This is a genomic window from Paenibacillus riograndensis SBR5 (assembly GCF_000981585.1).
GTDB classification, from domain to species: domain Bacteria; phylum Bacillota; class Bacilli; order Paenibacillales; family Paenibacillaceae; genus Paenibacillus_AQ; species Paenibacillus_AQ riograndensis.
In genome coordinates, this window is record NZ_LN831776.1 from 4015237 (window position 1) to 4040795 (window position 25559).

The following is a 25559-nucleotide window of genomic DNA, read 5'->3' on the forward strand; positions in this document are numbered from 1 at the left end:
CTTAAGTTTGATCCTGCAGCAGTTGATACACCTTGACTATAGAAGTAGCTACATCAACCATCCGCTTGCGTTCATTCATGGCTTGCTTGCGAAGAAGATCATAGGCTTCGGATTCGCTGATATTTTTGGCTTTGGAGAGGATGCCTTTGGCCATATCGATCCATTTGCGCTCTTCAATCCGTGACAACAGCTGCTCCCGCTCCTTCAGCCACTGCTGGCGCTCGAAGCATTGCCTGGCACTGAAATGAAGAATCCAGTGAATCTCCTGAGGCTGCATGGAAGGGGACAAAATTCCGTCCACCATAATATCATCCCCGCAGGCAGTAACCGACAAGTCAGCCGTTGCTGTGGTGCACCACCATAAAATGGGGGCGGTTTTGCACTGCATCAGCGCTGCCCGCCAGGAGTTGATCTCAGTAACGGGCAGATTGAGGATGGAGGCATCCGCATCACCGATCACCAGCTTTGCCTCCTCTGGAGAAGCTGCCGCCGTGACCACATAACCACAGGAACGAAGCAGGGAATCCGGTCCTGTTGATGAACGCTCTTCTGTGACGTTCTCTGTTTTGTAATTCTGAATAATCAACAGGGAATGCATAGTTTGACGCTCCTTTTTACTTCGTAGTCATCGGGTTGGGGAAAATTACCTCTTATATAGAGTGAACTTAAGATATTTACATTAGGGACTTCGTCGGGACTACGGTGAATGTTTGGACTTCCGGCCACTGCCCATCTGCAGATTTCTTGATTTGTACCGCTGTCCGCGGTGGAAATCCGCAGACAAAGGCGGACGCTACCGCTCCTCCAGTTCCAAACTTCCCCTCCATCCCTTTTCCCTTTTGTTAGTTTTTCAGGTTCACTTTATATAGATAAGAAAGTTGATGTAATATTATATAACACACATTACATGAATTTGTCGATAAATTAAAATTATAAAATTTTATGTGTTAACAATATTGACGTATTCAGAATTCCTGTAGTATAGTCGGGTTAAGAATTTCAACAAGTCTACGAATACAACGGTGTATTCGCTTGAAGCGGCAATGGCGCCTGCTTTCACTTTATCCAACGGGAGATGTATGTTTCCGTGGTGAGTGAAGCAGGCTTTTTCTGTTGTCCACATGGAGAGGAGAGAGACAGATGACAGACATTCGCAAGAAACTCGTATTGGTGGGCAACGGGATGGCCGGGGTGAGGGCTATCGAGCATTTATTGAAGCTGTCCCCGGAGGCATATGAGATTACCATCTTCGGCTCAGAGCCGCATCCCAATTACAACCGGATTATGCTGTCCTCTGTTCTGGCAGGTGGCTCCAGCATGGAGGAGATCATTATCAATGATCTGGAGTGGTACCACAGCCATGGCATCCGGTTATATATGGGGCACACGATTACTTCCATTGATACTGCTAAGCGTAAAGTATACTCGGATAAAGGAATAGTAATGCCCTATGATGAGCTGATTCTGGCGACAGGCTCCAATCCGTTCATGCTGCCGCTCCCGGGAGCCGAAAAGGAAGGGGTCATTGCTTTCCGCGATATCAAGGACTGCCAGATCATGCAGGAAACCTCACAAAGCTACCGCAAAGCCGTGGTGATCGGCGGCGGGCTTCTGGGTCTGGAGGCGGCCAGAGGGCTGCTGCATCTCGGAATGGAGGTTTCCGTTGTACACATCCATCCCTATATCATGGAGCGACAGCTGGATGAACCGGCATCCGTGATGCTCCGCAAAGAGCTGGAAGAGCAGGGAATGAAGTTTCTGCTGAACAAGCAGTCTGAAGCTATCCTCGGCAAAAAAAGAGTGAAAGGCCTGTTGTTCGCAGACGGGGAAATCGCCGATGCGGATCTGATCGTTATGGCTGTCGGCATCAAACCCAATGTGGAGCTGGCGCAGAAAAGCGGAGTTCAGACGAACCGGGGCATCATCGTTAATGATTATATGGAAACCAATATTCCCGGAATCTATGCAGTGGGTGAATGCGCAGAGCACAGAGGGATTGCTTATGGGCTTGTGGCTCCACTGTATGAACAAGGCGCTGTTCTTGCCAAAAGACTGGCCGGGGTTCCTACGGATGGCTACCCGGGTTCCGTAACCTCAACCAAGCTGAAGGTGTCCGGTGTCGACGTCTTCTCAGCAGGCCAATTCACAGAGCGGCCCGGCACCAGATCCCTCCGGTACCAGGATGAGATCGAAGGAATCTATAAGAAATTGGTGATTCAGGATGACCAATTGGTCGGCGCCGTTTTATTCGGGGATACCGGAGATGGTGCCCAGCTCTTCTCCATGATCAAAAATGGCGAAAACATTAAAGGAAAAGAAAAGGAGCTGCTGCTCGGCGTATCCTCAGATGCGCTGGCTTCTCCCAAAGGCAGCCGGCTCGAAGGAATGGCCGATGACGAAATCATCTGCGGATGCAACGGGGTGTCCAAAGGTGCCATTGCCGAAGCGATTCAGTCCGGAGGCTGTACGAGTGTCGGCCAGATCAAAGCCTGCACCAAAGCCTCCGCATCCTGCGGCGGCTGCAAACCGCTGGTAGAAGGACTCCTGCAGCTATACGCCGGAGACAATGTGGTGACGGTCAAGGAAGGCATCTGCGGCTGCACCACACTGGGACGGGACGAAATTGTCGCTGAAATCCGGCGGATGGAGCTCAAGACCGTCAAGGAAGTCATGAACGTTCTGGAATGGAATACTGAGGAAGGCTGTGCCAAATGCCGTCCTTCTCTGAATTACTATCTGGGGATGCTGTGGCCTGAAGAATATATCGATGAAAAAGAATCCCGGATCACGAATGAGCGCTATCATGCCAATATCCAGAAGGATGGAACCTATTCCGTTGTTCCGCGGATATATGGCGGCGTAACCTCTCCGGCTGAACTGATGAAGATTGCCGAGGTCGCCGCCAAATTCGAAGTTCCGCTGGTGAAGTTCACCGGAGGACAGCGGCTGGATCTGCTCGGGGTCAAAAAAGAAGACTTGCCCAAAATGTGGGAAGAGCTGGATATGCCTTCAGGCCACGCCTACGGCAAGACGCTCCGCACAGTCAAAACCTGCGTCGGCTCGACCTTCTGCCGGTTCGGCACCCAGGATGCCATGGGAATGGGAATCCGGCTGGAGAAAGCATTCGAGCGGCTGAATACACCGGGCAAGGTAAAGCTTGCGGTATCCGGCTGCCCGCGTAATTGCGCGGAAGCAACGATTAAGGATTTTGGCGTGGTCGCCATAGACGGCGGCTGGGAACTGCACATCGGAGGCAACGGCGGTGTGCATGTGCGGGCCACGGATCTGCTCTGTGTGGTCAAAACCGATGATGAGGTCATCGAGTGGGCCAGTGCATTCCTGCAATATTACCGCGAACAGGCCGGCTGGAATGAGCGGACCGCGCAGTGGGTGGAGCGGGTTGGACTGGACAGCATCAAGGAAGTGCTGGAGGTACGGGAGAACCGGCTTGCCCTTCAGGAGAGAATCCACACTGCGCTTAGTGTGACAACCGATCCCTGGAAGCAGATTGTAAATGAGCCGGAGCTGCGGAAAAATTTCGAGCAGTTGTCCGAAATGAAGACGGTATAGGAGGAGAACCTGATGGAAATGACCAAAATGCTGGTGGGCAAGGTAACAGATATTGATATTAAGGGCTCCCGTATCGTCAGGGTAGGTGACCATGAGATTGCACTGTTCCGCCTGTCGGATGGAGAGGTGCTGGCGGTTGAGAACAAGTGCCCGCATAAAGGCGGAGCCTTGTCGGAGGGAATGGTCTGCGGTTCAAAGGTGCATTGCCCGCTCCACGATTGGCGTATTGATCTGCACACCGGTGTGGTCCAGGAACCGGATCATGGCCATGTAGTTACGTATGAGGTCGAAGTGGACCAGAGCAACGGTTCAATCTATCTGTCGGAGAGAAGCCTATGATCCAAGGGAGTGTTTCAATTGTCGGAGCAGGACCAGGCGACCCCGAGCTGCTTACCGTCAAAGCCGTCCGGAGAATACAGACAGCTGACGTGATCCTCTATGACCGGCTGGTGAATGAAGAAATTCTGGGCTGCGGGAAACCGGAGGCACTCAGAATCTACTGCGGCAAAGCTCCCGGCCGTCATTCCATGCCGCAGGAAGGCATCGAAAAGCTTATGATTAAATATGCGGCCGCCGGAAATCAAGTGGTTCGGCTGAAGGGAGGCGATCCCTATATGTTCGGGCGGGGCGGGGAAGAAGCGCTGGCGGTCGCGGCCGCCGGCATCGCTTATGAGGTTATTCCGGGTATCACCTCAGCCATCGGTGCGGCGGCTTCGGCCGGAATTCCGCTGACGCACCGCGGGCTGGCGGCCTCTTTTGCTATTGTGACCGGCAGCCGCTGCCATGATCATGCTTCACCCGTGCACTGGGAAGGGCTTGTCCACAGTGTGGATACGCTGATCATTTATATGGGAGTCAGCACATTGGCTGAAATCCGTGAGCAGCTATTGAAGCATGGAAAGGACCCTGCGACACCCGCTGCCCTGATCGAGAACGGAACGACGGTCCGGGAACGCGCGGTAACGGGAACACTGGGCAATATTGATAGGCTGGCAGCCGCGATGAAGATCAGCAATCCAGCCATCATCATTATCGGGGAGTCAGTTACCGTAAGAGATCAGCTGCTAAGTTTGGAAAAAGCGGTGCGTTCCCAGATCGGCTAGCGGCCGCTGGCGGTTGTATGAGTGTCATAATTAAAGTGATTGCAATCACAGGAGTTGCGGGTAGAATAGGACTATACTACTTTGCGCAGGTTCCGCTACGTACTTATACAGATCAAAGGAGAGAACTGTGAGATGCAAATTCAACTTGACCCGTTAACCCGCAGACGGCTAGGAGAGAGCCTGGATGGCAGACCGGGATTTCTCAAGCTGTTCTATGATACCGAGGATTGCGGCTGCAATGGCGTCCTTGTCATTCAGATCGTAGACTCGCCAAATGCTACAGACATCGTCATTCAGAACGAACCCTACACTTTCTTGTGTGACCGCCAGCAGGAATCCTTGTTTGATTCCTCGATGACGCTGGCAGCGGATGAAAATTATCCTTCTTATAAGCTCACCAGTCCTTCCAGCCTGTTCAGCTCTAATATTAGGGTTAAGGATCTCCGGTGAGCATGGGAGTACCTATTTCACCATGTTTGATTCGCAGTTTCTGATTTTCAGTAACTTCAGAACGTAACCGGGCAGCAAGCCTCCGTGAATGGGGATTTGCTGCCCGTTGTATTTAGAGGAACAGGATGCAGGGATCAGCTGTTTCAAGTATAATGGGGACTATCTGAAACAGGAGGCAGTAACGAAATGAAGCCGATTACAATCTTGATTGCGGATGATGAAGCGGAGATCGCTGAGCTCATTGCCATACACCTGGAGAGGGAGGGCTATCATACGGTCAAGGTTTCGAACGGGAGAGCCGCTATGCAGGCCGTGCAATCCCAACCGGTAGATCTGGCCATACTGGATATCATGATGCCCGAGCTGGACGGTCATGAGGTCACCCGCCAGATCCGCGAGCAGTACCGGATGCCAATTATTTTTTTGAGTGCCAAGGCTACGGATCTGGATAAAATAACCGGCCTGGTCCTTGGAGCGGATGATTATATGACCAAGCCGTTTAACCCGATGGAGCTGGTGGCCCGGGTTAAAGCCCAGCTTCGCCGGGCCCTGCAGCTTAATCAGCCGGCTGAAGACGCGCACGCTGTGCTGCAGATTGGCGGTCTGATCATTGATCCGGATAAACGCACCGTCGCAATCTACGGGCAGACGGTGGAGCTCACACCAAAGGAATTTGACATACTGCAGCTGCTGGCCAGCCACCCGAACAAGGTATTCAGTGCAGAAAATATCTTTGAACAGGTATGGGGCGAGTCTTATTATGACAGCGGCAATACCGTAATGGTCCATATCCGCACCCTCCGCAAAAAGCTTAGCGAGGACCCCAAAAAGTTTGTCAAAACCGTCTGGGGCGTAGGATATACGTTCAATGGTTAGATACAAGCGCAGTTTCCGCACAAGTATGCTGATGCTGTTCGGGCTCAGTATGCTGATCTCCGGTCTCCTTACTTATCTGGTTTATAAAGGGCTCCAGTTCTATTACCATGAAAAGGTTCTGGCAGAGGATGATATTGCCCGCTTGCGGGCTATCATCTATAGGATTGGGGATGTTAACTTTTTTTTAATTCTGTTCGTGCCGCTGGCGATCTTCTTTTTTTTCTTGCTGACCAAGCGCTACGCCGCCTATTTTGACACCATTTCCTCGGGTATTCACAATCTCGCCAACGGTGAGTTTAGCTCCAGGGTGGAGATCACCTCTCACGACGAGTTTCAGGTTATTGCTGAAGACATCAACCGGGCGAGCGAGCAGCTGCAAAAAGCTGTGGAGCGGGGGGATTTTGCCGAGAGCAGCAAGGATCAGCTGGTGTTGAATCTGGCACATGATATCCGGACGCCGCTGACGTCGGTGCTGGGTTATCTGGACTACATTCTGAATCATACAGATCTGACGGCGGAGCAGGTTAAGCATTACACCATGATCGCGTACACCAAATCGCAGCGGCTGGAGAAGCTGATTGAAGAGCTGTTCGAGATTACAAGAGTCAACTATGGAATGCTTGCAGTGGTCAAGGCGCCGATCGATCTCAGCGAGCTGCTGTTCCAGCTTAATGAAGAGCTTTATCCCCTTTTCGAAAAAAACAAGCTAACCTCCAGGCTGCAGATTACGCCCCAGATGGTCATACCTGCGGATGGGGAGCTGCTTGCCCGCGTCTTTGAGAATCTTTTGACGAATGCAGCGCGGTATGGCAGGGATGGTCAATTTGTGGATATACACTGCAGGCACGAGGGGGGCAGCGCGGTGGTCCAGATTATTAATTATGGAAATTTCATACCTGCGGAAGAGCTGCCCTTCCTCTTTGATATGTTCTATACAGGAGACCGGGCACGCACCTCGGATGCGAACAGCACCGGACTTGGGCTTTTTATCGCCAAAAATATCGTTGAGCAGCATGGCGGCACCATCTCTGCAGAGAGCAGTGTAACCCGGACCTTATTCGAAGTGCGCCTGCCGATTCAAGCCTGAAATCAGACAGAACTAATGAAATTTAAGGAAAATTTAATTTTTTGGCCACTTTGTATTTAAGTTTTTCCCTGTATTCTGTTGAAACAACGATAAAAGGGAGATGCTTGCATTGAAGAAGTGGCTTTTTTTGTGCATTGTTTTGCTGGTCATCGCGTTCAAAATCTTTCAAAAAGAAGTGCTGCCGGCCAAGAATCCGACAATTATAGAGCATACGGCTGAAATATCTGCTTCTGGAGAAGACACAGCAACCATACATATAGACAAAGAACAAATCTACAAAGGAGACCTCATTCTCGTTAACAAAGAGTATCCTGTACATAAGAAAGGGGTTGCCACGGATATCCTTGAGCTATCCCGTCATGATGAGCTGACACAGGGGTTTGAATTGCTTGACCGTTCCATCGAGCTGTCGAAGAGGGTAACCGAACGGTTCTCGGAGCTGACCGCAGCGGCCGCTAAGGATGGTGCAGAGAATTTCCGCATTAGCAGCGGGTACAGGGATCAAGAGGAGCAGGGCAGGCTCTACAAAGAAAAAGGAGCGGATTACGCGCTGCCCGCCGGTTACAGTGAACACAACACAGGCCTGTCGCTGGACATTGGCTCTTCGCTTGGAGAAATCAAGGGTTCACCGGAAGGGAAATGGCTCCGGGCTAACGCTTGGAACTATGGGTTTATTCTCAGGTACCCCGAAGACAAGACGAATATTACGGGAATTAAATACGAGGCCTGGCATTTCCGCTATGTCGGTCTGCCGCATAGTCTGGTCATGAAGGAGAAGAACATGGTGCTGGAAGAATATCTTGCCGATCTGAAACAACGGAAGCGCCAGCAGATTACGGTCGCGGACCGCAAATATCTCATGCTCTATGTACCGGCATCCCAATTGGGCAGTGTTCATGTGCCTGCCGGCCATCCTTATACAGTATCAGGAAACAACAGCGATGGGGTCATTGTCACAGTGGAGCTCAGCAAGTGGGGCACACCATGAAGAGGCTGGACCGGAAGCTTGTGATATTGGGGGCTGCCGTATATTTGTATGTGCTGATCAAAATCATCTTGTTCAAGTATGCGCCGGTGGATATTGCTTTCCTCTGGCGTCAGTTGCATAGTGTGCTGGAACATCCTGCAAGGATTCGGTACGGGTTGGCGTTTGCCAACTTTACTCCTTTTGTCTCAATCAGCCGGAATTTGCATCAGCTCTCCAATCCGCATGATTTCGTCAATCTGTTTGGAAATATTGCGCTGTTTGTTCCCCTGGGGATATTCATCCGGCTGTTAGCCAAAGGAGGCTTATTCACAGCTCTTGTACTTTCATTCGGAATAAGCTTTTCTCTGGAAGGCACACAGCTTCTCTTGTCCATGGGCAGTTTTGATGTCGATGACCTTATATTGAATGTGTTTGGAGGTCTGTTAGGATATATCATTTGCCTGAAAAACCCCCGGAAGCATGGGAAAACGCAATTGCAGCAGCAGGTTTTAACTGAAAAGACCAGTTGAGGCAGATCGTAAGTTCCATCTTAGTGTGAAAATAAAAGGTCCGGCACCGCCCCGTTATGGCGGTTGCCGGACTCTTTTCCGTTAGGGAAGCTGGCGGTCAATAGGCGGTCCAGCCGCCGTCTGCGGTGACTACCACGCCATTGATAAAGCCCGCCTCATCTGAGGCGAGAAAAAGCGCAAGCTGTGCGACCTCTCCAGGCTGGCCCATCCTCGGATTAATTGCCATTCCCGGTTGGGTCCGGCCCATTCCGAACTCATTAATATGGGTCATGCTGGAGCCGATATTGGTTTCGACGCCACCTGGAGCAATCGCGTTGCAGCGGATGCCCGATTTTGCATACATATACCCTGTATTCTTCGTGAATCCGACAACGGCATGCTTTGAGGCGGTATAAGCAGCACCTGCACGCGCCCCGAACAAACCTCCTATGGAAGCAACGTTGAGGATCACCCCTTTTTCTTTCGGCAAAAAGACAGTTAACGCCTTGCGTGTAGCCCGCATCACAGAAGTTGTATTGACTGCAAAGATCCGTTCCCAGTCGGCATCGGCAATATCACCGGCCGGCTCAAAGTTATCCATGATCCCGGCATTGTTGACGAGTATATCCAAGGTTCCATAGGTTGTAACCGTTGTATCGATTAAATGCTGAATATCTGCTTCGTCAGCAACATTCGCTTGTATGGCGATTGCTTCTCCGCCGGCGGACTGAATCTCCTGCACAGTTTCATTAGCGGCCTCCAGCTTAATATCGGACACTACTACCTTGGCACCTTCGCTTGCATAGAGGATCGCTATTGCTTTGCCCATTCCGGAAGCTGCACCGGTGACTACCGCGACCTTATCCCGAAGTCTCATTGTATTTCCTCCAATTGTATAATAAGGTTTGTTAGCTATGCCTAGTATCATGGATTGTGCTTTAATTTATGTATAAACGCATCAGATTCGACAGGAGGACAATTTGTGAGAACGATCGGAATCGATATTGGAACGACCTCGATTACGGGATTGGTATATGATTTGGAAGAACGAAAGGTTCTGCACCGGATTACAACAGAGAATTCGGCGCAGCTTTCCGGCAGCGGAAAAGAATGGGAACGTCTGCAGGACCCTGCCGTTATCCTCCATCTCGTGCAAGGTATTTTTGAGCAACTCATGTTGCGGGAGCCAAAGGTTCAAGGGATCGGATTCACCGGACAAATGCATGGGATTGTATATACAGATGCCGCAGGAAAACATGTGAGTCCGCTCTATACCTGGCAGGATGGGAGAGGAAGTATGCCTTATGACGAATTTCTCACCCATGCGGAGAAGCTGAGTAAGGATACCGGTTATCCGGTTGCTCCCGGCTACGGGCTGGCCACTCATTTTTATAATCTGGGACATGGGCTTGTTCCCATCGAAGCCGTCAGCTTATGCACCATCGCCGATTATGCCGCCATGAGATTGGCAGAAAGTGCTGATCCCGTGATTGATTCCACGCAAGCTGCCGGACTGGGATGCTACAGCATCCCAAATGGTGTTTTTGACCTGGAGGCCATTGACCGGTCAGGCATCGGTACAGAGCTGCTGCCCCGGGTGGTTCAGGCTGGAACGCTTGTGGGATTAACCCGGCAAGGTGTCCCGGTATACACTTCACTTGGAGACAATCAGGCAAGCTTTCTCGGCAGTGTCCCCTGTCCTGAGGAAACGCTGCTGCTGAACATTGGGACCGGAAGTCAATTGTCGGCCATGCTGGCCGGTTCGACCGGCAGTATAGAGGGATTGGAAGCACGGCCTTATCCCGGAGGCGGGGTCCTAATGGTTGGAGCCGCACTCAGCGGAGGGAAATCCTATGCGCTTCTGGAGAAGTTCTATCGGCAAGTCATCGAAGCCTATACGGGACAACCCCAAGAAGAGGTGTACCCTTTATTGAACAAATTATTGGGTGATGGACCGCTCGCAACAGGCGGCCTCACAGTGAACCCGCAGTTTCTGGGTACACGGCTGAACCCGGAAGCACGGGGGAGCGTGGAGGGGATCACGTTGGACAATTTCACTCCAGGCCTGGTGGCCCATGCTTTTCTCCAAGGCATTACGGATGAGCTGTATGCCTTTTATAGATCTATAGAGCAGATTGGTTCCGAGGTACAATGGACCCGGCTCATTGGTTCCGGCAACGCGCTGCGCGCAAATCCGGCGCTGCGCTCGAAAGTGGAAGCGCGGTTCGGACTGCCCCTTACCTTGAGCGCTGCTCCGGAAGAAGCTGCAGTCGGAGCAGCATTGCGCGCCGCTGTTGGCGCTGGAGGCATTCCAAGCTATCGGGAAGCCGGGCAGTACCTGGGATGAAGGGCAGTGCAGTTGACTCAGCAGCTACAGATCAGAACATCTGCGGAAATTGCTTAATAATCGCCGTGCTAATCATATCGGCCATAACCAAGGCGCCTTTTTCAATAGCGTCATAGAGCTGCACACTTTGCTTGTAATCCTTTTGGAGCAGAGTCACGGCTTCCGCTTTGGTTAATGCCAGATGCTGATAGAACATTTTTCTGAAATCCTCTTTGGGCAGATACGGATTGAGGCGGCTGAGAAATTCCACAATCTGATCGCCGTTCGCATACCATTTCTTCTCGGTAGCGGCGGCTGCCGCTTGGTCTCCGGCTTTTGCGGTTTTAACCAGATCAGCTGCAATGACTAAATGCTCTTTAATAAGCTGGCCGTAAGCATCGCCTGCTGCTGCTCCATAGAAGGGCTTGAGGGCATCGCCCATATCCGGTCCGTTCTGCAGCAGACGGGCCACAGTAACCTCAGTGTCAGGCAAGTCAAAAACAATACTGCGGATAACCATACGGGTCCAGGCCACATGCTGCTCCCATAGTGTTCTCATGTGGAGTATCAGGTTCACCTGCGCTCTGCTAAAGCATTCCGGCGCTGCTCCCGCATATACCGGCATGGACGGGTGCATGGCATTAGGGCTTCCCTGTGCGGGGGAGTAGGGCCGCCAATAATACTGCATAAAAAATTCCTCCTTAGTTCCTGTATACCCCATCTTATGGTACATCCGCCCAGGTGGTTCTTCGGAAATCAAAAGGCACGCTTCTCTTCCTCGTGAAGGGAAACGCGCCTTGTTCAACACATTATAGAAGTATAAAGATCATACAACAGACAATGTGAAGCGGAAGCTGTATGGCCGGTTAGACGGAAGCGTGAATTCTGCGTGTGTCGGAGCACCCCAGCTGTCGTCACCGCCGACACCCATTTGTTTGTAATTGACTCTCAACACGCTTTTGGTGGAAGGGGCCAATTTATAGGGATGATCGCTGGCTTCCAGTTCTTCCGGCGTCCATGGCAGGACGTTGACTTCGAACGGTAAAGTGCTTTCCAGATGTATCCCGTTGCCGGACACGCTCTCGGTAAGGGAAGCATAGCGCACACCGGTTTTGTTGCCGCATTCCTGCGGACGCAGGTAATGGACGAACTGCTCGCTTACCTTGCCGGTGTAGTGTCCCAGCTTGGCGCTGGTCTGCCGGTCCCAATAATTCTCATGCGGCCCTTTGCCGTACCAGGAGACCGTATCCAGCCCCCCATCCAGTTCAAAAAGCAATCCGAACTCGGGGATTTCCGGCAGTCCATCACTTCCGGGGTTCAATTCCTGAGTGATGTCCACCTTGCCGTCCGGTGTAATCTTATATTGCAGCAGCAGGGTGGAGGCAGGTTGGGTTTCCAGCTGATAGCTTACCGCTACAGTGCATAGATGATCTCCGGCTGTATAAGAGAAGCCCGTAAGGGTTCTGCTGTAGGAAGCGTCCTTCCATACCGCACAGCGTTTATCGAGTCCATTGCCCAGATCGTTGTCGGTTACCGCTCTCCAGAAGTTAGGTCTCACAGGTGCCAGCAAGCGCTCTTTACCGGAAGTGGTATAGGAGAACAGGTCGCCGGTTGCAGTATTGAAGGCCAGAGCAAAGTTGTCTCCCTGAATCGCAACATTATCCGATTGTTCGGTAATACGCAGTCCAGTTCCGGTCCCATTGGCATTAGCGGAAGTGGCGGCTCCGGCTCTTGGAGACAGCACAAATTGTTCCCAGGCAATCTCATGCCCTGCTTCCGACCATAGAGTCGCTGAAGACTGTATGAAGGACAAGGTCAATACAGCTTCCTGATTACCCGCAAAAGTGCTTCCGTCATAAGGAATGACACATTCAGCGGTTGCTCCCGGATCAGCGGTAACCTGTATCAAGCCTTCCTGCACAACCGTACCGTCCAAGGCCGCTGTCCATTTCAGCCCATACTCTGCCAGGTTCGTAAACAAATAATTGTTGCGGATTTCAAAACGGCCTTCTGCCAGATCCACAGCGGTTATTTTCACATTCTGATAACATTTCTTAACTTCCAGCAGCTTAGGGGTAATGCTGCGGTCCGCGAACAACAGCCCATTGCCGCTGAAGTTGCCGTCATGCGGATTTTCCCCGAAATCCCCGCCGTAAGCCAGATATTCCATTCCATCTGCCGTTGTGGTGCGGATCGCCTGATCTACCCAGTCCCAGATGAATCCGCCCTGAATAATGTCATATTGGTCGAACAGCTCGGTATACAGATGCAAGCCGCCGCAGGAGTTCCCCATCGCATGGCTGTATTCGCAGAGAATGTAAGGTTTTTTGGGGTCTTTCTTCGCATACTCTACAACATCCCACGGTTTGATATACATTGTGGATTCAATATCGCTAGCCGTATCGGACGGACGGTAATGGAAGGTACCTTCATAATGAACGACCCGGCCCGGATCGGCTTCCCGCAGATAGTCATGCATGGCAATAAAGTTATCTCCCCCAAACGATTCATTGCCGAGCGACCAGATCACTACCGAAGGATGGTTTTTGTCTCTTTGCATCATGGAATTGCAGCGGTCGAGCACGTTGGCGCGCCATTCCGGTCTGCTGGCGGGGACGTTCCCGTCATGTAGCTCTTGTTGACCATATTGCCAGGAACCGTGCGTCTCCAGATTGGTTTCATCAATCACATAAAGTCCATATTCATCACACAGCTCATACCAGATGGATTGGTTCGGGTAATGAGAGGTGCGTACGGCATTGATATTATGGGCCTTCATCAGTTCAATGTCGCGGATCATATCCTCTTTACCGAGTGCCCGGCCGGTTTCACAGGAGAACTCATGGCGGTTGGTGCCTTTGAATACGATGCGTTTTCCGTTAATCTTCATCAGGCCGTCCCTGATTTCAAAAGTGCGGAAGCCCACTTTGCTGCTGACCGCTTCCTGCAAGTCACCTTGTTCATTCTTCAAAGAGAGGACGAGGGTATACAAATACGGCTTTTCGGCGCTCCATTTGTCCGGGGCCGCAACTGCTGCTCCGAGCTTCAACTGCTGCACTTCACCGTCACCAAAGGCAAACCCGGCAGATATCGGAGCAGTCCATACCGTTTGGCCATCAGCGTCATACAGCTGCATTTCAACCGTATATGCGCCAGCATTTGCATTAAAATAATCCTCAACCTTCACATCCACATTCAGTTCCGCATCCGCATAATGCTCATCCAGGTCGGTATGGACAAAAAAGTCGGCAATGTGTACAGGGGGGGCCGTGTAGAGATAGACATCGCGGAAAATGCCGCTGAGCCGCCAGAAATCCTGATCCTCCAGCCAGCTTGCATCACACCAGCGGTAGACCTCAACCGCCAGCTTGTTCTCGCCTTCCTTCAAGTATGCTGTAATATCGTATTCGGAAGGGGTGAACGTATCTTCACCATAACCCGCTAATTCTCCATTCACCCACACATAAAAAGCGGATTCAACCCCTTGAAAGCTGAGATAGACCGGCTGGCCCGCCCAGTTCTCCGGCACTGTGAAGGTACGGATATATGAACCTACAGGATTGTATACCGTCGGGGCAAAAGGGGGCTTCAAATCCGGTTCGGAAACTGCCCACGGATAACGGACATTGGTATATTGAGGGTAGTCATACCCCTGAAACTGCCAATGGGAGGGGACGGGAATTTCCGCCCAGCCGCTGCTGTCATATTCCGCTTTATAGAAGTCCTGAATGCGCTGCTCCGGTGTTTCTGCAAAAGCAAATTTCCAGCTCCCGTTCAGCAGATGGTAATTAGGCGACGCTGCCCGCTCTCCCTTCAAGGCTTCGGAAATACTGGGATATGAAATCATGGAGGCATGTGCATCCAGACGGTTCAGCTGAAAAATTTCAGGGTTGTTATTCCATTCAGGGTATCCATTGGCAGGCGGCTCATAGGTAAATTTGTTGCGCACATTAACATCTCCTTATATTATTATATTCATATTATAAGAGGGCCACTCATCAAGGGATATAGAAGAATATTCGCTTGTATATCACAATATGAAACAGGAGAATGGACATGGAGAGCACACTGATTTTCTGCGAGACCGAAGAAATGGCGGCCTTGCCGCTGTATGCGACTACGATCGGGTTCTGGGAGCATCAGCCGGAAATGGAGCGGCCCGCAGGGTTCCCGGACTATCAGCTGCATCAGGTTCTTGAGGGCAAAGGAGAACTGTTCTTGAAGGACAAACATTACATTGTGGAGCCGGGGGATGTCTTTTTTCTTTTTCCGCATGTTGTCCATGCCTATGCGCCGATCAGCGCAGCCTGGAAGCTGTCCTGGGTTTCTTTTAATGGAAGGGAGGCGGGAAGCCTGCTGGCGTATGCCGGAATCCGGGAGTCCGGAACGGGGCGGTTAAGCAGACTCCCGCTGCTGGAGTCTCTGCACAAAATGCTGGAGCTCTCACATGGAAATAGTCTCCAGATGAATCTGGAGCGTTCCAAGCTGATGTATGCACTGCTGCTGGAGCTCAAAGTTCAGCTGTCGGCACCGGCAGGCGGGCCGGAGGAGCTGGAACGCATTAAGCCGGTGCTGCAGCATATCGAAAGCAATCTGCATCGGGCACTTCCGCTCAAAGAATTAGCCGAGGTCGCTTCCATCTCGCCGCAATATCTATGCCGTCTGTTTCAGCGGACGCTGCACGAACGGCCGGTAACCTATATCAATAAGCAGCGGATCAACCTCAGCAAGCAGCTGATGTTCAGCGGCAGGGAGAAGAGGATTTATGAGATCGCAGAGCAGGCGGGGTTTGAGAATACGAGCTATTTCTGCGCCGTCTTCAAACGGGTCACCGGCATGCGGCCGGAGGAGTTCAAGCAGCTGCATGGGCTGGGGTGCTGATCTTTTGCAGATGCCCCCATTCTCAGACAGCGAGCCCATGAATTGGAGCACCCAGCTTGTCATTGAGGCAGCATATCCGATCAGGGAATCAGAAAAGCTGGACAGCCCGGCATTCATAAGCGGCATGGACGAAAAGGCTGAAGACATCAAAGTTTGCGGCGGCTGGCGTAGTTTCATGAGCAGAGCAGGGGGAGGATGATAATGATCATTATGCTATTGTAAATGCTGGTTTGTAATGTGCTACCGCAAAAACTTCCAGAGGATGGTGAATTATGAATTCCCCTAGTTTTTTGGCGCTCAACAACGGCAAAAATACCGTTGTTGAGAGCGCACGGGGCGGTTGGCCCGGAAATAACGGCAGAAGTGCCGTTGTTGAGCGCCCGCAGGGCGGTTCGTTACTTGGAAGCTGGAATACTTCTCTTAACTACCGATGACCGCTTAACGCGAACCATAAATAAACCTCTCAACCGCCTCTGCCGCTGTCCGGACATCCGGGTCCGAGTTGTCAATTTGCAGGATGTTGTCCGCTGGAAGCGGCCAGGCTATTGTGCGGGTGCCCAATGAAGTGCGGAACGTCTCCCAATTCTGAAACTTCCAGGCATCGAGCGGCAAATGCCGGCCTTCAATCCGTTCCCGGTACAGCCCGGTGTTGCCCAGACTCACCAGGACAACCTTCACTACAATTTCCTCCAGGGTCCGGCCGATCCGGGCCAGCTCACCCCCGATCCAGTCCGGCTCAGCGGCTTCTTTGGTGAATGGCCCCACCACAAACACATCACAGTCCAGACCCATATTGTCAAGCGCGGCATCCATAGTGATCCTGTAGCCCAAATCGCGGCATAACCTCTTATATTCGGCAGAATCCCGGTCAGCGGGGTCCAGCCCGTGCATCTGCATAATGACATCCGCAGCAGGCCGGAGCAGGATGTCCATATCCAGGACCGCAGCTTTACGGCGGGACGCAACGGCTTTGGCCAAGGTCGTTTTGCCGGCCCCCGCCGGTCCCAGGAAAAATACAAGCTGGTTCATAGGTGTCTCTCCTTAACTGAAAATACTATTACATAATCGTACCATTTTTCACCCTGAAAATCTCCTGCCTTTGAATGCAAAGTCACTGACACCCGGCAGATGGAATGCTACCATGCTGATATATACATGCAGGAGGTGGTCCCTATGCGCGGAAATAACGGTGAACTAACCTATTCCTTAACCGGGGAAGACGGGGGAGCCGGGCAGTACTATAGGGACGTTGCTCTTTTTACAAATGAAGTGCTGATGAAATTACATGAAGATCCGTCGATAGCCAAGTTTGGCCGGTATATAGCATTAAGAGAGCCTGAAGCCTGGAATCCGGATATCTATGCCCTTGAATGTCTGCCGGCCGGCTTCTTTCATCGCTGTACAGGCATAGAAGCCGGAGCCGCAGGGCGCACAGAGCCGTGGACTTGATGAAGGGGATTGCGGGGACTACCGTGCTGGCCCGGCGCCATCAAGCTTCTGAGCGGATACAGCTGCATTCATTTGCCAAGCTGCTTGGATGGCTGCGCGCCAGCGGAGAGTTCGAGCAGGAGAGCAGGCGGCTGGGGGTCTGGTTGGATTTTCTCAGAGGCTTGCCGGACAGTGCCGGAGGGAGTCGAGACATGCATCGATATGGAACGTCTTCAGGTTATGCTGGAACAGGGTAAGCCTTCAAGCAAAACCTGAATATAATAGGATCTTGTGTTATGGTAGATGTTGATCTTCTATTTTTAAGGCTTGGGGGCTTAACAGAACGATGAACATCCGGCTTATCGAATACAAGGATAACAGTTCAATTGAACACATCATCAGGGTATGCCTGATCGAGTTCGGCGGGAACCGCGAAGGTCTGGCCTGGGCTGATGCGAGCATGCATGATTTGTATCACTACTATAAGGAACCTAACCGGGCTTATTGGATTGTGGAAGAGGACGGGAAGGTGCTTGGCGGCTGCGGCATTGCTCCTTTTGCCGAATCAGATCAGGTATGCGAATTGCAGAAAATGTACCTCTCCACAAGCATTCGTGGAAGCGGGATAGCTGTAGAATTATTACAAACCGCTCTGGATTTCGCTGCACTTCATTATAAGCAGTGTTACCTGGAGACCTTGCAGAGCATGCATGCTGCGAACCGGTTTTATCGCAAAAACGGGTTCACGCTGTTGGAATCCCCGCTTGGCGGGTCAGAGCATTTCGCTTGTGATGCCTGGTACATCAAGAGCTTAGAACACTAACCGAAGATTTTTCATTCATAAGATTAATTTACTCACAGGCGTTATTCCAGCGGAGGGTAATCACAATGAACAGACGCAAACTTCAACTTTTCTGCTTAATGGCGGCCGGGATGCTGCAAATAGCCGGGTGTGAAACCCAGTCTGACGCGCAGCCAGATCCAGTCCTGCAGATTCAGGCAGAGAAGAGTAATCAAGACAAGGCTTCAGCAGAGAATAGAGGAACAGGCAGGGATTATATCTTTCAAAACAGTGACAAGACGCTATTGACCGAAGATAATCTCAGCAACATCGACAGCAGAATGCTGGAGCTGGCGAGAAATGAGATTTTTGCCCGGCATGGCCAAGTATTTAAGCGGCCGGACCTGAAAGACTATTTTGCAGGCAAACGCTGGTACACAGCCGATGCGGATTACAATGGCAGCCTGACGGATACAGAAAGCAGGAACCTGAAGCTGATTCAAAAACATGAGAAGCTCATGTCTGCTAACAAGCTGGAAAAACTGTGGGATGTGGATGATCATGTGCTGGGTTATCCGCAGGGTGATGAGTCTATCCGGCTTCCGGCAGCAAATGTGGATTTGAATGGCGACGGGACGGTTGAGCATATCCAAATGAACTTAATCCAGCATAACGAGGTCAGTGATGAATGGAACCTCTCGGTGAATGATACTGAACTGACAATTGAGCTGTCTGATTCATACTCCACTTCTTATTTCAAAATTGTTGATTCGGATATCAATGACCCATATTTTGAAATCGCTTTGGAGGACAGCAATGAGTCTGCGCAATTCACAACGGAGTATTACTATTATAACGGGCATAACCTTATACATATGGGAACGCTGGACGGGCTTACTGCCAATGCGCTGTCTTTGGATGGAAAAGGAACAGTAACATCATCGAGACAGGCCATTGATTTTCAATGCTGGTTCTATCTTGAAACATTTAAGCTGGACGGCAATCACATGTGGAAGGCATCCCCGGCTGAGTTTTATCCCATGGAACCGCCTACGCCTTGGGTAGCCAAAGTGCGTTTTCCAATCTATAAAACCTCCGGGCAACACGATATTCTCAAGTGGGTGGAGCCAGGGGATTCAGTCTATTTCCAGGGCGGAGACACGGAGGGGAATGGAAAGATTAAGACAGAGGAGGGTACAACAGGGTGGATTCAAGTCAAGGATGGTCATCTTGCCGGAACGGATACAGATATCTATGACTGTTTTGAGGGGCTGCTGTTATATGGCTGATCCGTTTGACAACTAAACCGTCCAGACGGTATAGTTAATTCAGGACGGTGATGAAATGAGTAAAGACGGCGAAGAAAAAATCCCGAAGCGGATGCTTATTATACTCGCTGCCATAGAGGTTATGCGTGAGCTGGGCGGAGAGCAATTGACACTGGAGCTGGTTGCCAAGCGGGCCGGAGTCAGCAAAGGCGGTTTGCTATACCATTTTCCGGGTAAAGAAGCGCTGGTTAACGGTGTGGTGGAGGCGTTGACGAACAGCTTTGAGGCCGATCTGGAAAAACGGATTGTTGCGGATCCAATCAGCAGCGGGAGATGGAGCAGGGCTTATATTGAATCCACTTTCGACGAAGCCGGTGTCGGCAATGATGTAGGAACAGTGCTTGCTTCAGCGCTTTTCCTCAACCCGGAATCCTTAAACGGAATTCGCCATGCCTATGCAGAATGGCAGCGGAATATTGAGAATGACGGGTTGGACCCTGTACAAACGACCCTCGCCAGACTAGCTGCTGACGGCTTATGGTTTGCGGAGATGTTTGGCCTTGCCCCTCCGGGCAAAGAATTGAAGCAACGGGTGCTTGAGGCTTTGCTGCAGCTTACAAAGGAGGGAAACTAATGGCTTATTTGCTGCTGGCGGTATCCATTGCCAGTGAACTGCTTGGAACTTCAATGCTGAAAGCTTCCCAAGGCTTTACTCGGCTGGTTCCGTCTATTGTGACAGTGGTTGCATTCGTATGTTCGTTCTATTTCTTGTCGATCTCCCTGAAGTCCATTCCCTTGAATACAGCGTACGCCATCTGGTCAGGGCTTGGTACAGTAATTACAGTGATTGTGTCGGTCGTAATCTGGAAGGAAAAGATTAATACTGCGAGCGTCGTCGGAATCGCCCTCATCATTATTGGCGTGGTTGTGCTGAATCTGCTGGGTCCGGGTCACGGATCATCCGAAGATGCTTCCGCACAAAGTCAATCCCGTACCGTTCAAGAGACAAACGGGCTTCAGTAATTCAGGGCCGCAAAAAAGCCACTTCATTTTTTGAAGTGGCTTTTTATATTTCTCGCTGAAACGATACCGTCCTTTTAAAGGACAGCGAGTCCGTTTCTTTTTGGTAGGGATTTTAATTAGGAACGCAGGCTCTTCAATGCACCGCTCCATGCGAGTACTTGATCAAGCATTGCATTTACGTTAGGGGTATGAAGTGCAGCCGGCTTGAAGACCGATCCGTTCTCGAAGTCGGTGAACAGGGAGAGAAGTGGATGCACCCGAACATCGGCAACCAGCAGTTCGCCAAGAATTCCGCGCAAATGCTCTGCAGCGCGGGCACCTCCGGCAGACCCGTAGCTGACAATGCCTGCAGCTTTGTTATTCCATTCTTCACGGGCTGAATCAAGCGCATTCTTTAATACCCCAGTAATGCTGTGGTTATATTCCTGGACAATGAACACGAACCCGTCCAGAGTAGCCAACTTAGCGGCCCAGGCCTGTGCAGGGGCATAGTCTTCTGATTCACCAAGCAGCGGAAGCTTATAGTCGGCAATATCTACGATCTCATAGTGGGCATCTCCGCGTGCATCTGCAATACTTTTTACCCATTCACCGACCTGCGGACTCACACGTCCTTGGCGGGTGCTGCCTAGAATAATACCGATGTTCAAAGTTGTCATCTGATTTTCCTCCTAATAATGTTTTGTTGGTTTATAAATCATATGTGTTTATCGTTGTTTTTATTATAGCGCATTACTTTATTATAGCAAGTGTTATTTTGGAACCAAAATAACAAACTCAACTTTTACCTTACAATGAAGATTGATGAGTCAGACCTTTTTATATCTATATAGAGTGAACTTAAGATCTTTACATTAGGGACTTCGTCGGGACTACGGAAAATGTTTGGACTTCAGGCCGCTGCCCATCTGCAGATTTCTTGATTGTATACCGCTCTTCGCGGTGGAAATCCGCAGACAAAAGCGGACGCTACCGCTCCGTAAGTATCCGAACTTCTCCCCCGCCATTTCCCCTTAATTGTACTATTTTCAAGTTCAATTTATTATGCACGATTTGCATGGAATCGCCTATCTTTCCAGTAGAAATGCCTATCCGGATTTTCTGCGTAAAAACTATAATGAGTATGTATTGCAGCGGCAATCTTACACATTTTGGAGGAGGTTAATCATGCGCAACAAGTATTTTTTATGGCTGGTCCTCGGGACTCTAATGCTCGCAAGCTTGTCTATGGGCGCAGGTCCGTTTACCCCCGCTTCAGCAGCCGGAGCCCCCAATCTGACGCTCGGCAAAAGCATCACTGCAAGCGGGCACACCCAGAACTACAGTGAGGGCAATGTCCAAGACAGCGATCAGGCTACGTATTGGGAAAGCGTGAACAATACATTTCCGCAGTGGCTGCAGGTTGATCTGGGCGCAATCACCAGCATTGATCAAATTGTTCTTAAGCTTCCCGCAGGGTGGGAAGCCCGGACACAGACGCTTTCGGTTCAGGGCAGCACGGACGGAACGGGATTCACAACCATTCTTGGCAGTGCCGATTATAGCTTCAGCCCTTCCGTGCAGAATAACTCCGTGACCATCAGCTTCAGTGCAGCAGACACCCGTTATGTGCGTCTGAGCTATACAGCGAATACCGTCTGGCCGGCGGCACAGCTGGCTGAATTTGAAATTTATGGCACCAGCGGCACCGAACCGACTCCGACCCCGACTGCGACGACAACACCGACAACAATTCCTACAGCTATTCCTACAGCTATTCCTACAGCAACTCCTCCTACTACTCCTACAGCTACCGTTGCACCTACTGCAACTGCCACGGCGACACCCGTTCCGGGCAGCAACATCGCCATCGGCAAAGCCATTACCGCTTCTTCCAGCACGCAATCTTTTGTGTCTGCCAATGCGAATGACAACAGCACCAGCACGTATTGGGAAGGGAACGGCCATCCCAACACGCTGACTCTGGACCTAGGTGCTAATTACAATATTACTTCTATCGTGCTGAAACTGAATCCGGCAGCAGAATGGAGCACGCGTAGTCAAACCATACAAGTGCTTGGCCATGACCAGAGCACTTCCACCTTCAGCAATCTGGTGACGGCTCAGAGCTATACCTTTAATCCGTCCTCAGGAAATTCAGTTACCCTGCCGTTATCCGCTACTGTCAAACGGCTGCAGTTGAACATAACCTCCAACTCCGGTGCTCCCTCCGGGCAAATCGCCGAGTTCCAGGTCTTTGGTTCACCTGCTCCGAACCCGGATTTAACGGTTACGGGTATGACCTGGTCTCCGGCCTCTCCGGCCGAGGGCAGCGCGGTCACGCTGAATGCTGTCGTCAAAAACAGCGGAAATGCGGCTTCGGGACCGACCACGGTCAACTTCTATCTGGGCGGTGAACTTGCAGGCTCAGCACCCGTAGGTGAACTTGCGGCAGGTCATTCCGTTACAGTCTCCTTGAACGCAGGAACCAAAAACGCCGCGTCCTATGCGCTCAGTGCCAAGGTGGATGAGAGCAACACGGTTATCGAGCAGAATGAAAGCAACAATACCTACACCCATCCGTCTAACCTTATAGTTGCTCCCGCTGCAAGCTCTGATCTGACCGGGACCGCATCCTGGACGCCGGCAACTCCAGTGGCGGGTAGTTCGCTCGGATTTACAGTAAATATTAAAAATCAGGGAAGTATTGCCTCTGCCAGTGGAGCGCATGACATCACAGTCACCATCCGGAATGCTGGCGGTTCAGCAATCCACACCTTTACCGGATCTTACAGCGGAGTAATTGCTGCAGGAGCTTCGGTCAGTGTTTCCATTCCGGGTACATGGACGGCGGGAAACGGAAGTTATACTGTAACCACTACCGTAGCGGCAGATGCTAATGAGCTTCCGGCCAAACAGGCCAACAACGTGAATACGTCAACTCTGGTTGTGTATGCGCAGCGGGGCGCAAGCGTTCCTTACAGCCGGTACGACACGGATGACGCGGCACGCGGAGGAGCAGCCGTATTGAAGTCCGCACCGGATTTCGATCAGGCACAGATTGCCTCGGAAGCTTCCGGTCAGCGCTATATCGCGCTTCCTGCTAACGGCTCTTATGCTCAGTGGACGGTCAGACAAGGCCAGGGCGGGGCGGGAGTAACGATGAGATTCACAATGCCCGACGCTGCGGACGGCATGGGCCTGAATGGTTCGCTTGACGCTTATGTTAACGGCGTTAAGGTCAAGACTATAGCCTTAACCTCGTATTACAGCTGGCAGTATTTCTCCGGGGACCAGCCCGGCGATGCTCCCGGTGCGGGACGCCCGCTGTTCCGGTTCGATGAAGTGCATTGGAAGCTGGACACTCCGCTTCAGGCCGGAGACACGATCCGGATTCAGAAGAATAACGGGGACAGTCTGGAATACGGAGTCGACTTCCTTGAGATCGAGCCTGTTCCGGCAGCCATAACCCGTCCGGCCAATTCCGTATCCGTTACGGATCATGGTGCGGTAGCGAACGATGGCCAGGATGACCTTGCGGCGTTTAACGCGGCAGTGACTGCGGCAGTATCTTCCGGCAAAGCTCTGTATATTCCCGCAGGAACCTTCAACCTGAGCAGCATGTGGCAAATCGGCTCTGCCAACAGCATGATCAATAATTTTACGGTTACGGGTGCGGGCTTCTGGCATACGAATCTGCAGTTCACGAATCCTAATGCCGCAGGGGGCGGAATCTCGCTCCGCATTACCGGCAAGCTCGATTTCGGCCATGTGTATATGAATTCCAATTTGCGGTCAAGGCATAACCAGAATGCGGTCTACAAAGGTTTTATGGATAATTTCGGCAACAACTCGATCATTCATGATGTCTGGGTAGAGCATTTTGAATGCGGCATGTGGGTCGGGGATTACGCTCATACTCCGGCCATATATGCCAGCGGACTGGTTATTGAGAACAGCCGGATCCGCAACAACCTGGCGGACGGCATCAACTTCTCGCAGGGGACCAGCAACTCTACCGTCCGCAACAGCAATGTGCGCAATAACGGAGATGACGGGCTTGCTGTGTGGCCGAGCAACACGTTTGGCGCACCGGATGGTGTGAATAATACATTCTCTTACAACACCATTGAGAATAACTGGCGGGCGGGGGGTATTGCCATTTTTGGAGGAAGCGGGCACAAGGCGGATCATAACTACATTATCGACACAGTAGGCGGATCAGGCATCCGTTTGAATACTACTTTCTCGGGGGCTCATTTTAATAACAATACCGGCATTCTGTTCTCGGACACTACAATTATCAATAGCGGAACCAGTCAGGACCTCTATAACGGGGAACGGGGAGCCATCGATCTTGAAGCTTCCCAAGACCCCATAAAGAACGTAACGTTCACCAACATCGACATCTTCAACACCCAGCGGGATGCCATCCAATTGGGATATGGCGGCGGATTCAGCAATATCGTATTTAATAATATTATCATTAACGGTACGGGGCTGGATGGAGTCACCACCTCACGTTTTTCTGGAGCTCACAAAGGCGCGGCAATCTACACCTATACCGGCAACGGCTCGGCCACCTTCAACAACCTGACCACCAGCAACATTGCCTATCTTGATCTGTATTACATTCAGAGCGGCTTTGGATTAACCATTCAATAGCAATAGAGGAAGGGAGGAGCTTTTACAGCTTCTTCCTTTTCCTGTTGTGCGATCTGTTCTGCGGGTATATCATACAGGTAATAGAACCTAAGGAAGGTGAGACTAATGGGGGAGCATCCTTCAACCTCGCAAATCGCAATATTGAAACAAAAGTACACCGAACTCTACCCGCAAGCTGAAGCGCTGGTGAATGCCTGGGACCCGGTTGGACTTATCGGAGGAGGGGCGCCTCCGGATGAATATGACTGTATCACGGTTCAACTGCTGGAACTGCTCGATCAGGGGAAAAATGCCGCCGAAATCTATCAATTTATCCTTCAGGAGCTGTATGACCATTTTGGAATGGGACTAAATACGGTAAAGGAAGAAAATCTGGGGCCATACATCAGGAAACACAAAGACTTCAGTTCGGCGATCGTACATTGGTACGAAGAACTTAATCTCACCGTTGATCTGGACTAACCCTTCAAAGTTCAAGCCGGTACATAAGGACCAAAACCAGCTGCATGCTGTGTTTGGTCCTTTTTGCTGTTGATTGCTTTTACAGCTGAACAGACAGCGGAATGACTAAAAACTGCTGTTTTTTGGCACACTTAAATCACGGCTTGCCGCCCTTGACAGCTGGGCAAAACTATAAATTAAGGAA

The 25559-nt window shown here is 51.2% G+C and carries 25 protein-coding genes; 19 read left to right on the top strand and 6 right to left on the bottom strand.

Annotation, left to right across the window (positions count from 1 at the left end):
- Position 1 precedes the first annotated feature (1 nt).
- On the bottom strand, positions 2 to 598 hold the full coding sequence (locus PRIO_RS16790; protein WP_020428626.1) for an ANTAR domain-containing response regulator: 597 nt from the start codon (positions 596 to 598) through the stop codon (positions 2 to 4).
- Between the two features lie 542 nt (positions 599 to 1140).
- Between PRIO_RS16790 and nirB the strand changes: the two genes are divergently transcribed.
- The 8 genes from nirB to PRIO_RS16830 all read left to right on the top strand — a co-directional run bounded on the left by nirB (position 1141) and on the right by PRIO_RS16830 (position 8583).
- Positions 1141 to 3570 carry a nitrite reductase large subunit NirB gene (gene nirB / locus PRIO_RS16795; RefSeq protein ID WP_020428629.1) on the top strand — a complete coding sequence of 810 codons (2430 nt, stop codon included), beginning with the start codon at positions 1141 to 1143 and terminating at the stop codon, positions 3568 to 3570.
- An 18-nt stretch (positions 3571 to 3588) separates the two neighbouring features.
- Positions 3589 to 3909 (top strand): nitrite reductase small subunit NirD, encoded by a 321-nt coding sequence (gene nirD, locus PRIO_RS16800; protein WP_039788421.1) that lies wholly within the window; start codon positions 3589 to 3591, stop codon positions 3907 to 3909.
- Positions 3906 to 4673 (top strand): uroporphyrinogen-III C-methyltransferase, encoded by a 768-nt coding sequence (gene cobA / locus PRIO_RS16805; RefSeq protein ID WP_046503623.1) that lies wholly within the window; start codon positions 3906 to 3908, stop codon positions 4671 to 4673. Before nirD ends, cobA begins: the two co-directional genes overlap by 4 nt.
- A gap of 132 nt (positions 4674 to 4805) precedes the next feature.
- Positions 4806 to 5123 (top strand): iron-sulfur cluster biosynthesis family protein, encoded by a 318-nt coding sequence (locus PRIO_RS16810; protein WP_020428638.1) that lies wholly within the window; start codon positions 4806 to 4808, stop codon positions 5121 to 5123.
- A 186-nt stretch (positions 5124 to 5309) separates the two neighbouring features.
- Positions 5310 to 5999: a response regulator transcription factor gene (locus PRIO_RS16815; protein WP_020428640.1), complete on the top strand. Its 690-nt coding sequence runs from the start codon at positions 5310 to 5312 to the stop codon at positions 5997 to 5999.
- On the top strand, positions 5992 to 7086 hold the full coding sequence (locus PRIO_RS16820) for a HAMP domain-containing sensor histidine kinase (protein ID WP_020428642.1): 1095 nt from the start codon (positions 5992 to 5994) through the stop codon (positions 7084 to 7086). The genes PRIO_RS16815 and PRIO_RS16820 overlap by 8 nt, the downstream gene beginning before the upstream one ends.
- A gap of 109 nt (positions 7087 to 7195) precedes the next feature.
- Entirely contained in the window at positions 7196 to 8074 is an 879-nt protein-coding gene (locus PRIO_RS16825) for a M15 family metallopeptidase (RefSeq protein ID WP_046503626.1), read from the top strand.
- Positions 8071 to 8583, top strand: a complete 513-nt coding sequence (locus PRIO_RS16830) for a VanZ family protein (protein ID WP_020428647.1) — start codon at positions 8071 to 8073, stop codon at positions 8581 to 8583. The genes PRIO_RS16825 and PRIO_RS16830 overlap by 4 nt, the downstream gene beginning before the upstream one ends.
- Before the next feature lie 97 nt (positions 8584 to 8680).
- Here PRIO_RS16830 and PRIO_RS16835 read toward each other — a convergent pair whose 3' ends face one another.
- Positions 8681 to 9439: an SDR family oxidoreductase gene (locus PRIO_RS16835; RefSeq protein WP_046503631.1), complete on the bottom strand. Its 759-nt coding sequence runs from the start codon at positions 9437 to 9439 to the stop codon at positions 8681 to 8683.
- A 105-nt stretch (positions 9440 to 9544) separates the two neighbouring features.
- On the opposite strand from PRIO_RS16835, the gene PRIO_RS16840 reads away from it, so the two are divergent.
- Positions 9545 to 10909, top strand: a complete 1365-nt coding sequence (locus PRIO_RS16840) for a sedoheptulokinase (RefSeq protein WP_020428653.1) — start codon at positions 9545 to 9547, stop codon at positions 10907 to 10909.
- A 31-nt stretch (positions 10910 to 10940) separates the two neighbouring features.
- Here PRIO_RS16840 and PRIO_RS16845 read toward each other — a convergent pair whose 3' ends face one another.
- Both PRIO_RS16845 and PRIO_RS16850 read right to left on the bottom strand, forming a co-directional pair.
- Positions 10941 to 11576, bottom strand: a complete 636-nt coding sequence (locus PRIO_RS16845; RefSeq protein ID WP_020428656.1) for a hypothetical protein — start codon at positions 11574 to 11576, stop codon at positions 10941 to 10943.
- 138 nt (positions 11577 to 11714) lie between these two features.
- Entirely contained in the window at positions 11715 to 14837 is a 3123-nt protein-coding gene (locus tag PRIO_RS16850) for a beta-galactosidase, LacZ type (protein ID WP_046503633.1), read from the bottom strand.
- 107 nt (positions 14838 to 14944) lie between these two features.
- Here PRIO_RS16850 and PRIO_RS16855 point away from each other — a divergent pair, with 107 nt between their 5' ends.
- A complete protein-coding gene (locus PRIO_RS16855; RefSeq protein ID WP_020428662.1) occupies positions 14945 to 15769 on the top strand; it encodes an AraC family transcriptional regulator in 825 nt (274 codons plus the stop codon).
- A gap of 37 nt (positions 15770 to 15806) precedes the next feature.
- Complete coding sequence (locus tag PRIO_RS16860) at positions 15807 to 15968, top strand: hypothetical protein (RefSeq protein ID WP_167345632.1); 162 nt, start codon at positions 15807 to 15809, stop codon at positions 15966 to 15968.
- Between the two features lie 239 nt (positions 15969 to 16207).
- Here the strand turns inward: PRIO_RS16860 and PRIO_RS16865 are convergent, their stop codons facing one another.
- Positions 16208 to 16798 (bottom strand): P-loop nucleotide/nucleoside kinase family protein, encoded by a 591-nt coding sequence (locus PRIO_RS16865; protein ID WP_046503636.1) that lies wholly within the window; start codon positions 16796 to 16798, stop codon positions 16208 to 16210.
- A 144-nt stretch (positions 16799 to 16942) separates the two neighbouring features.
- Here PRIO_RS16865 and PRIO_RS16870 point away from each other — a divergent pair, with 144 nt between their 5' ends.
- From PRIO_RS16870 to PRIO_RS16895, 6 genes are all read left to right on the top strand, one after another.
- On the top strand, positions 16943 to 17218 hold the full coding sequence (locus PRIO_RS16870) for a hypothetical protein (RefSeq protein WP_020428668.1): 276 nt from the start codon (positions 16943 to 16945) through the stop codon (positions 17216 to 17218).
- The gene (locus PRIO_RS16875; RefSeq protein WP_167345633.1) at positions 17215 to 17454 is read left to right on the top strand and encodes a hypothetical protein; all 240 of its coding nucleotides are present in this window, start codon (positions 17215 to 17217) and stop codon (positions 17452 to 17454) included. Before PRIO_RS16870 ends, PRIO_RS16875 begins: the two co-directional genes overlap by 4 nt.
- A gap of 89 nt (positions 17455 to 17543) precedes the next feature.
- A complete protein-coding gene (locus PRIO_RS16880; protein ID WP_046503639.1) occupies positions 17544 to 18020 on the top strand; it encodes a GNAT family N-acetyltransferase in 477 nt (158 codons plus the stop codon).
- Between the two features lie 65 nt (positions 18021 to 18085).
- Positions 18086 to 19267, top strand: a complete 1182-nt coding sequence (locus PRIO_RS16885) for a YARHG domain-containing protein (protein ID WP_020428676.1) — start codon at positions 18086 to 18088, stop codon at positions 19265 to 19267.
- 55 nt (positions 19268 to 19322) lie between these two features.
- On the top strand, positions 19323 to 19880 hold the full coding sequence (locus tag PRIO_RS16890; RefSeq protein WP_020428678.1) for a TetR/AcrR family transcriptional regulator: 558 nt from the start codon (positions 19323 to 19325) through the stop codon (positions 19878 to 19880).
- Positions 19880 to 20269, top strand: coding sequence for a DMT family transporter (locus PRIO_RS16895; protein ID WP_020428680.1), 390 nt, complete (start codon positions 19880 to 19882; stop codon positions 20267 to 20269). The genes PRIO_RS16890 and PRIO_RS16895 overlap by 1 nt, the downstream gene beginning before the upstream one ends.
- A gap of 116 nt (positions 20270 to 20385) precedes the next feature.
- Here the strand turns inward: PRIO_RS16895 and PRIO_RS16900 are convergent, their stop codons facing one another.
- Entirely contained in the window at positions 20386 to 20928 is a 543-nt protein-coding gene (locus PRIO_RS16900; protein WP_020428681.1) for an NADPH-dependent FMN reductase, read from the bottom strand.
- Between the two features lie 508 nt (positions 20929 to 21436).
- Between PRIO_RS16900 and PRIO_RS16905 the strand changes: the two genes are divergently transcribed.
- Positions 21437 to 24913: a discoidin domain-containing protein gene (locus PRIO_RS16905; RefSeq protein WP_046503644.1), complete on the top strand. Its 3477-nt coding sequence runs from the start codon at positions 21437 to 21439 to the stop codon at positions 24911 to 24913.
- 141 nt (positions 24914 to 25054) lie between these two features.
- Entirely contained in the window at positions 25055 to 25375 is a 321-nt protein-coding gene (locus PRIO_RS16910) for a hypothetical protein (RefSeq protein WP_167345634.1), read from the top strand.
- Positions 25376 to 25559 lie beyond the last annotated feature (184 nt).